Raw genomic sequence first — 8,987 nt, forward strand, 5'->3', positions numbered from 1 at the left:
CACCGACCGCTCGACCCCGGCCAGGGCAACCACCGTGACCAGGGCGAGCAGCCGCGCAGGACTGCACACCATGCGTATCCACCGCACGATCACAGACGCTACGCCGACCGCGCCCGCCCTCCCATGACCCACCGCGCGACCAAAAGGGCAACGCCCCCCGGGGGGGCCAGGTCAGGCCAGGACCACGCGGCTCAGTTCGGCGGGGGTGGCGAGGAGTTCGTGGCGTGGCAGCACCCGGGCGGTGACGCCGAGCGAGCCGGTGTGCGGGAGGGTGAGCTCACCGGCGTAGCGGCCGTCCTGGTCGGGGGTCATGGTGGTGGTGACGACGTCGACCAGCTCGTCGGTGTCGCCCACCCGGCCGATCACGGCCTGCACCTCGACGTCGGACGGATCGAGCCCGGCCAGGTCCACCCGGGCGTGCACCCGGACCCGCTGTCCCACGACCGGAGCGCTGCCGTCCTCGACCGCGAGCTCGCAGTCGGTGATCCGGATGTGCGCCCACGCCCCGGACAGCCGCCCCCGGTAGGCGGCCAGGTCCTTGGCCAGCTTGAACCCGTCCGCGGTGGCCCGGCCGACAGCGGTGGCCGCCGGCACGTAGTGCCCCTCCACGTACTCCCGCACCATCCGGGACGCCTGCAGCCGCGGTCCGAGCGAGGCCAGCGTGTGCCGCACCCGCGCCAGCCACCGGTTCGGCACGCCGTCCTCGCCGCGTTCGTAGAACAACGGCGCCACCTGCGCGCCGATCAGCTCGTAGAGCGCCGCCGCCTCCAGGTCGTCGCGGCGCACCGGGTCGCTCACGCCGTCCGCGGTCGGAATGGCCCACCCGTTGGTGCCGTCGGTCAGCTCGTCCCACCAACCGTCCCGAATGGACAGGTTCAGCCCGCCGTTCAGCGCCGACTTCATGCCCGACGTGCCGCACGCCTCCAGCGGCCGCAGCGGGTTGTTCAGCCACACGTCGCAGCCCCAGTACAGGTACCGGGCCATCGACATGTCGTAGTCCGGCAGGAACACGATCCGGTGGCGCACCTCGGGATCGTCGGCGAACCGCACGATCTGCTGGATCAGCGCCTTGCCGCCGTCGTCGGCCGGGTGCGACTTTCCGGCCACCACGAGCTGCATCGGCCGCTCCGGGTGCAGCAGCAACGCCTTGAGCCGGGCCGGGTCGCGCAGCATCAGCGTGAGCCGCTTGTACGTGGGCACCCGCCGGGCGAACCCGACGGTCAGCACCTCGGGGTTGAACACCGTCTCGGTCCAGCCCAGCTCCAGCGCGGACGCCCCGCGCTGCAGCCAGGCCTGCCGGACCCGGCGGCGAACCTCGTGCACCAACCGCTCGCGCAGCCCGCAGCGCAGCTCCCAGAGCAGCGCGTCGGTCACCGGCTGCAGCCCGCCCGGCGCGATCTCCGCACCCAGCTCGGACTCGCCGAGCAGGCTGGTCATCTCGCGCGCCGCCCAGGTCGGGCCGTGCACCCCGTTGGTGACCGAGCTGATCGGCACCTCGCGGGTGTCGAAGCCGCGCCACAGGTTGCCGAACATCTCCCGGCTGACCTGCCCGTGCAGCCGGGAGACGCCGTTGGCGCGCTGGGCCAGCCGCAGCCCCATGTGCGCCATGTTGAACATGCCGACGTTCTCCTCGGCGCCCAGCGCGAGCACCCGGTGCACGTCGATGCCGGGCAGCAGCGCGCCGTCGCCGAAGTAGTGCTGCACCAGGTCGATCGGGAACCGGTCGATGCCGGCCGGCACCGGCGTGTGCGTGGTGAACACGGTGCCGGCGCGGACCGCGCACAGCGCCTGGTCGAAGTCCAGTTGCTCGCCGGAGACCAGCTCGCGGACCCGCTCCAGGCCGAGGAACCCGGCGTGGCCCTCGTTGGTGTGGAACACCTCCGGCTGCTGGTGGCCGGTCAGCTCGCAGTACGTGCGCACCGCCCGAACGCCGCCGACGCCGGCCAGGATCTCCTGGCGGATGCGGTGGTCCTGGTCGCCGCCGTAGAGCCGGTCGGTGACCCCGCGCAGGTCCTCGTCGTTGTCCTCGATGTCGGAGTCCAGCAGCAGCAAGGGAACCCGGCCGACGTTCGCCTTCCAGATCCGGGCCCGCAGCACCCGCGAGCCGGGCATGGACACGTGCACCAGGATCGGCGCGCCGGACGGCTCGACCACCGGCTCCAGCGGCAGCCCGCTCGGGTCGATCACCGGGTAGTGCTCGACCTGCCAGCCGTCCAGCGACAGCGACTGCCGGAAGTAGCCCGACCGGTACAGCAGGCCCACCCCGATCAGCGGGACGCCCAGGTCCGACGCGGCCTTGAGGTGGTCGCCGGCCAGCACGCCGAGGCCGCCGGAGTAGTTCGGCAGCGCCTCGGTCACGCCGAACTCCATCGAGAAGTACGCGATCGAGTCGGGCATCCGGGTCTCGCCGGAGCGCAGGTCGTCGGCGCGGCGCTGGTACCAGCGGGGGTCGGTCAGGTAGCGCCGCAGGTCGTCGACCACGGCACTGGTTCTGGCCAGGAAACCGGAGTCGCCGGCCAGGTACTCCAGGCGCTCGGCCGGCACCGAGGCGAGCAACCGCAACGGGTCGCCGAGGCGCTCCCAGGCCTGTGGGTCGACGGCCGCGAACAGGTCCTGGGTGGGCGGGTGCCAGGTCCACCTGAGGTTGGTGGCCAGTGTCCTGAGCTCGGCCAATGGTTCCGGCAGCCCGGCACGGACGGTGAAACGGCGCACTGCTCTCATCCTGGCGACCTTAGAGCACCCCGGCGGGTCCGGACGCGCGGACCTGGATCGAGCAAGCCAGCCCCGTGCCGGGCAGACTGGTAGGCAGAGTTGTGGACGGACGGGAGGGTGCGGCGATGAGTGGACGGCTGGGCATCGACGAGGTCGCTCCGGTCGTCAGCTGTGGCCGCTATCCCGCCAAGGCCGTTGCCGGCGAACACGTTCCGGTGCACGCCACGGTCTGGCGCGAGGGGCACGACGCGGTGGCGGCCACGGTCGCCTGGCGCGGCCCGAAGGACACCGCCGACCGGCACACCCGGATGGTGCCGCACGGCGTCGGGCTGGACCGCTGGGCGGCGACCATCGTGCCGGACACCGAGGGCATGTGGACGTTCCGGGTGGATGCCTGGAGCGATCCGTGGGCCACCTGGCGGCACGCGGTCGAGGTGAAGGTGGCCGCCGCCCAGGGTCCCGAGGAGCTGGCGAACGATCTGGAGTCGGGCGCCCGGTTACTCGAACGGGCGGCCAAGGAGAGCCCGGCCCAGGGCGCCGACGGCGAGCGCGGCATGCTGCTGTCCGCCGCGGAGGCGTTGCGCGAGGTCAAGCGGCCGCTGCCGGCCCGGATCGCCGAGGCGCTGGCCGACCCGGTGCACCGGATCATGGTCGAGCGTCCGGTCCGTGAGCTGGTCACGGCCGGCACCGAGTACCAGCTCTGGGTGGACCGGCCACGGGCGTTGTTCGGCTCCTGGTACGAGCTGTTCCCCCGCTCGACCGGCGGGGTCGACAAGGCGGGCAATCCGGTGCACGGCACGTTCCGCACCGCGGCCGCCGAACTGGACCGGGTCGCCCGGATGGGCTTCGACATCGTCTACCTGCCGCCGATCCACCCGATCGGGCGAGTCAACCGCAAGGGTCCCAACAACAGCGTGCTCTCGGCGCCGGAGGACGTCGGCTCACCGTGGGCCATCGGGTCGGACGAGGGCGGGCACGACGCGATCCACCCGGACCTGGGCACGCTGGCCGACTTCCGGGCGTTCGTGGCCCGCGCCCGCAAGCTCGGCATGGAGGTGGCGCTGGACTTCGCGTTGCAGTGCGCCCCGGATCACCCGTGGGTCACCGAACATCCGGAGTGGTTCACCACCCGCCCGGACGGGTCGATCGCCTACGCCGAGAACCCGCCGAAGAAGTACCAGGACATCTACCCGCTCAACTTCGACAACGACCCGGACGGCGCCTATGCCGAGATGCTGCGGGTGGTGCTGCACTGGGTGGCGCAGGGCGTGCGGGTGTTCCGGGTGGACAACCCGCACACCAAGCCGCCGGACTTCTGGCACTGGCTGATCGGCCGGGTCAAGACGTTCGAGCCGGACGTGCTGTTCCTGTCCGAGGCGTTCACCCGGCCGGCGCGGATGCATGGCTTGGCGCGCTTGGGTTTCACCCAGTCCTACACGTACTTCACCTGGCGCGTGCACAAGTCCGAGCTGGTCGAGTTCGGGGTGGACCTGGTCGAGCACGCGCACGAGACGCGGCCCAACCTGTTCGTGAACACGCCGGACATCCTGCACGCGTCGCTGCAGTACGGCGGGCCGGGGATGTTCGCGCTGCGGGCGGCGCTGGCCGCGACGATGTCGCCGAGCTGGGGGGTGTACTCCGGTTACGAGCTCTACGAGCACGAGGCGGTGCGCGAGGGCAGCGAGGAGTACCTGGACTCGGAGAAGTACCAGCTGCGGCCGCGCGACTTCGCCGGCGCGCTGGCCGACGGGCGGTCGCTGGAACCGTGGATCACCCGGCTCAACGCGATCCGGCGGGCCCACCCGGCCCTGCAGCAGCTGCGCACGCTGCGCTTCCACGACATCCAGAACGACGCGATGATCGCCTACTCGAAGACCGACCCGGGCAGCGGCGACACCGTGATCGTGGTGGTGACGCTCGACGCCCACCAGCCGCAGGAGGGCACCCTGTGGCTGGACCTGCCGGCGCTCGGCTTCGACTGGGGCGACCGGTTCACGGTGCGCGACGAGGTCAGCGGGGCCATCTGGGAGTGGGGCCAGGCCAACTACGTGCGCCTGGACCCGGGGCACGCGGTGGCGCACATCCTGAGCGTGTTCACTCCGTCGGGCCGATGACCCGGCCCGCCTCGGTGACGGTGATGGCCGAGGCGGGGCAGGAGTCGGCCGCGTCCAGCACGACCTCGTCTGGGGCGATCTCCGGGTGGACCGGCCGGGAGTGCGCGCCGTCCAGGGCGAAGTAGTCCGGCGCGAGGGCCGAACACATCCCGGAGGCGATGCAGACCCGGCCGTTCACCTCGACGTTCCAGGACATGACCTACCAGCCGACCGGCATCGTCCGCGGGCCGCGCACCAGCATCTCGGTCTTCCACACCAGATCGCCGGCCAGCCGCAGGTTGGGCACCCGGGCCAGCAGCACCCGCAGCGCCTCCTGCAGCTCGACCCGGGCCAGGGTGGCGCCCAGGCAGTGGTGCACGCCATGGCCGAACCCGATGTGCTGGTTGTTCTCCCGGTCGAACCGGACCTCGTCGGCGCCGGGGAACCGGAGCTCGTCGCGGTTGGCGGCGCCGACCGCGATCACCACCGGCTCGCCTTCGCGCACCAGGGTGCCGCCGACCTCGATGTCCTCGGTGGCGTAGCGGGGGAACCCGGGGCCTTCGCCGAGCGGCACGAAGCGCAGCAACTCCTCGACGGCGGCCGGGATCAGCTCCGGGTCGGCCAGCAGCTCGGCCCACCGCGCGGGCCGTTCGAGCAGGACGTAGACGAAGTTGGGAATCTGCGTCGCGGTGGTCTCGTGCCCGGCGACGAGGAGCGTGACCAGGATGTCGATCAGCTCGTCCTCGCTGAGCCGGTCGCGTTCGTCGCGGGCCTCGACCAGCGCGGTGATCAGGTCGTCGGCCGGCTGCGCGCGGCGGGCGGCGATGAGATCCGCGATGTATCCGCGCAGCCCGCTCTGGTTGGCCTCGAACTGCTCGAGGGTCATCCGTGCGGTGGACATGGCCGCGTCGCTCCAGGCCCGGAACTTCGGCCGGTCGGTGAGCGGAACCCCGAGCAGCTCGCAGATCACCGCGACCGGGATGGTGAGCGCGAACTGCTCGACCAGGTCCGCGGGCTGGCCGCCGGCGACCATCTCGGCCAGGGCGGCCTCGGCGATCTCCCGCACCCGGGGGCGCAACGCCTCCATCCGGTGCATCGTGAAGGCCTTGGCCACCAGCGTGCGCAGCCGGGTGTGCTCGGGCGGGTCCATGGCCAGGATGTTCTGGGTGAGCCGGTTCGGGGTCAGCCGCGGCGCGTCGCGGTCGACCGACATGGCCCGGCTGAACCGCCGGTCGCCGAGCACCAGCCGGGCGTCGGAGTAGCGGGTGGCGAGCCAGGCCGGTTCACCGAACGGCATCTGCACCCGGATCATGCCCGGCGTCTCGCGGACGGCCCGGTACCGCTCGTCGAGCTCGATGCCGAGGTTGTCCTTGAACGGATAGCTGACGGGGTCACTTCGTGTCGAAAGCGTCACCCATCGTGTATATCGGGTCTGTACTCAGTTCGTAAGCCCCCAGTCGCGGAGCGTGATCAACCCCGGGGTGATCAAGAACTCCGAACGTTGTCCTGCAGAATCCGCCCCGCGTGACAACCATGGAACTCGACCAACGACGGCCGCGCAGGAGATGGGTCTGAGATGACAGAGCCTCTGGCTGAACCACGTCCCGACGCGGCGCTCGGACTCGAGGGCGTGCCGCACACCGGCGAGGCGTTCACCGCCGATGGCCACCTCGTCGAGCCGCAGGCCGGCGACTTCAGGCATGCCCGCTCGGCGCCCACCGATCCCGCCTGGTACCAGACCGCGGTGTTCTACGAGGTGCTGGTCCGGGCGTTCAACGACTCCAACAACGACGGCACCGGCGACCTGCGCGGGCTGGCCGACAAGCTCGACTACCTGGACTGGCTGGGCGTGGACTGCCTGTGGCTGCCGCCGTTCTACGCCTCCCCGCTGCGCGACGGCGGCTACGACATCAGCGACTTCCGCGCCGTGCTCCCCGAGTTCGGCGACGTCGACGACTTCGTCTACCTGCTCGACCAGGCGCACCGGCGGGGCATCCGGGTGATCACCGACCTGGTGCTCAACCACACCTCCGAAGCCCACCCGTGGTTCCAGGAGTCCCGCAACCACCCGGACGGCCCGTACGGCGACTACTACGTCTGGGCCGACACCGACACCGGATTTCCCAAGGCGCGCATCATCTTCGTCGACACCGAGACCTCGAACTGGACCTACGACCCGGTGCGCGGCCAGTTCTACTGGCACCGGTTCTTCTCCCACCAGCCCGACCTCAACTACGAGAACCCCGACGTCCAGGAGGCGATGCTGGACGTCATCCGGTTCTGGCTGGATCTGGGCATCGACGGGTTCCGGCTGGACGCGGTGCCGTACCTGTTCGAGGCCGAGGGCACCAACTGCGAGAACCTGCCGCGCACGCACGAGTTCCTCAAGCGCTGCCGCAAGGTGGTCGACGACGAGTACCCCGGCCGGGTGCTGCTGGCCGAGGCCAACCAGTGGCCGGCCGACGTGGTGGAGTACTTCGGCGACCCGGCGGTCGGCGGCGACGAGTGCCACATGGCGTTCCACTTCCCGCTGATGCCGCGGATCTTCATGGCGGTGCGGCGCGAGTCGCGGTTCCCGATCTCGGAGATCCTGGCCCAGACGCCGAACATCCCGTCGCGCTGCCAGTGGGGCATCTTCCTGCGCAACCACGACGAGCTGACCCTGGAGATGGTCACCGACGAGGAACGCGACTACATGTGGGCCGAGTACGCCAAGGACCCGCGGATGAAGGCGAACATCGGCATCCGGCGCCGGCTCGCCCCACTGCTGGACAACGACCGCAACCAGCAGGAGTTGTTCACCGCGCTGCTGCTCAGCCTGCCGGGGTCGCCGGTGCTCTACTACGGTGACGAGATCGGCATGGGCGACAACATCTGGCTGGGCGACCGCGACGGCGTGCGTACGCCGATGCAGTGGACCCCGGACCGCAACGCCGGGTTCTCCCGCTGCGACCCCGGCCGGCTCTACCTGCCGGTGATCATGGACCCGATCTACGGCTTCCAGGCGCTCAACGTCGAGGCCCACTCCAACAACCATTCCTCGCTGCTGCACTGGACCCGAAGGATGCTGCAGGTGCGCCGCGAGCACGCCGCGTTCGGTCTCGGCGAGTTCACCGAGCTCGGCTCGTCGAACCCCAGCGTGCTCGCCTACCAGCGCAGATGGGTGGACCCGGATGGCGAGGAGGACCTCGTCGTCTGCGTGAACAACCTGTCCCGCTTCCCGCAGCCGGTCGAGCTCGACCTGTCCGACCAGGCCGGACGGGTGCCGGTGGAGCTGACCGGCGGGGTCGGCTTCCCGCCGATCGGCGAGCTGCCGTACCTGCTGACGCTGCCCGGCCATGGCTTCTACTGGTTCCAGATAACGGTTCAAGGGGAGGAGGGCGAACGTCCGTGAGCGAGTTCCAGGCGCACGAACTTGTCACCGGTCTGCTCGAGCCCCTTCGGCACTGGCTACCCGAGCAGCGGTGGTTCGGGGCGAAGGGGCACGAGATCACCGAGGTCCGGCTGGTGGCCGCGACCACGGTCATCGAGGGCGACCCCGCCCTGGTGCAGGCGTTGGTTCAGGTGGGCGGCGGTGACCCGTACCAGCTGTGGATCGGGGTGCGTGAGCATCCCGGCGACGGGCTGCTGCACGCGGTCATCGCACCGGCGCACGGCCGGCAGGCCTACGACGCGCCGCACGACTCCGAGCTGATGGGCAGGCTGCTGGACCTGTTCGTCGACCGGGCCGACCATGGCGGGCTGCGGTTTCGAACCGAGCCGGACGCCGAGGTCTCGCCCGGGCTGCGGGCCCGGCCGGTCGGCGTCGAGCAGAGCAACACCTCGGTGATCTACGGCCAGGACTACATCCTCAAGCTCTACCGCCGGCCCTCCGCCGGCAACAGCCGGGACCTGGACCTGCACCGGGCCTTGCACGAGGCCGGCAGCACGCACATCGCCGAACCGCTCGGCGCCCTGTACGGGTCGCTGCCCGACGGACCGGTGGCGCTGGCGTTCCTGCAGCGGTTCCTGCCCGACGGGGTGGAGGGCTGGGCGACCGCGACGGCGAGCGTGCGGGACCTGCTGGCCGAGGGCGACCTGCACGCCGACGAGGTGGGCGGCGACTTCGCCGCCGACAGCGAGCGGCTGGGCGCGGCGACCGCCTCGGTGCATTCGGACCTGGCCAAGGTGCTGCCCACCGAG

The 8,987-nt window shown here is 71.0% G+C and carries 6 protein-coding genes; 3 read left to right on the forward strand and 3 right to left on the reverse strand.

Features of this window, described 5'->3' with window-relative positions; translation table 11 throughout:
- Positions 1 to 171: 171 nt before the first annotated feature.
- Complete coding sequence (gene glgP / locus VFO68_RS09165; RefSeq protein ID WP_325157762.1) at positions 172 to 2,721, reverse strand: alpha-glucan family phosphorylase; 2,550 nt, start codon at positions 2,719 to 2,721, stop codon at positions 172 to 174.
- A 116-nt stretch (positions 2,722 to 2,837) separates the two neighbouring features.
- On the opposite strand from glgP, the gene VFO68_RS09170 reads away from it, so the two are divergent.
- Positions 2,838 to 4,826, forward strand: a complete 1,989-nt coding sequence (locus tag VFO68_RS09170; protein ID WP_325157763.1) for an alpha-1,4-glucan--maltose-1-phosphate maltosyltransferase — start codon at positions 2,838 to 2,840, stop codon at positions 4,824 to 4,826.
- On the opposite strand, the gene VFO68_RS09175 is transcribed toward VFO68_RS09170, so the two are convergent.
- Positions 4,807 to 5,022: a ferredoxin gene (locus tag VFO68_RS09175; protein ID WP_325157764.1), complete on the reverse strand. Its 216-nt coding sequence runs from the start codon at positions 5,020 to 5,022 to the stop codon at positions 4,807 to 4,809. The two genes, VFO68_RS09170 and VFO68_RS09175, sit on opposite strands and share 20 nt — an antisense overlap.
- 3 nt (positions 5,023 to 5,025) lie before the next feature.
- A complete protein-coding gene (locus tag VFO68_RS09180; RefSeq protein WP_325157765.1) occupies positions 5,026 to 6,219 on the reverse strand; it encodes a cytochrome P450 in 1,194 nt (397 codons plus the stop codon).
- A 162-nt stretch (positions 6,220 to 6,381) separates the two neighbouring features.
- On the opposite strand from VFO68_RS09180, the gene treS reads away from it, so the two are divergent.
- Positions 6,382 to 8,199: a maltose alpha-D-glucosyltransferase gene (gene treS / locus VFO68_RS09185; RefSeq protein WP_325157766.1), complete on the forward strand. Its 1,818-nt coding sequence runs from the start codon at positions 6,382 to 6,384 to the stop codon at positions 8,197 to 8,199.
- Positions 8,196 to 8,987 (forward strand): maltokinase N-terminal cap-like domain-containing protein (locus VFO68_RS09190; protein ID WP_414635478.1); only part of this gene is annotated, 792 nt, incomplete at its 3' end. The genes treS and VFO68_RS09190, both read left to right, overlap by 4 nt.

Origin of the sequence: Actinophytocola sp. (genome assembly GCF_035712165.1) — a bacterium.
Taxonomy (GTDB): Bacteria; Actinomycetota; Actinomycetes; order Mycobacteriales; family Pseudonocardiaceae; genus DASYTH01.

What these genes read in the sequence shown, in the direction of transcription:
- treS (WP_325157766.1), top strand. Translation starts at nt 6,382, where the DNA reads ATGACAGAGCCTCTGGCTGAACCACGTCCCGACGCGGCGCTCGGACTC.
- glgP (WP_325157762.1), bottom strand. Translation starts at nt 2,721, where the DNA reads ATGAGAGCAGTGCGCCGTTTCACCGTCCGTGCCGGGCTGCCGGAACCA.
- VFO68_RS09170 (WP_325157763.1), top strand. Translation starts at nt 2,838, where the DNA reads ATGAGTGGACGGCTGGGCATCGACGAGGTCGCTCCGGTCGTCAGCTGT.
- VFO68_RS09175 (WP_325157764.1), bottom strand. Translation starts at nt 5,022, where the DNA reads ATGTCCTGGAACGTCGAGGTGAACGGCCGGGTCTGCATCGCCTCCGGG.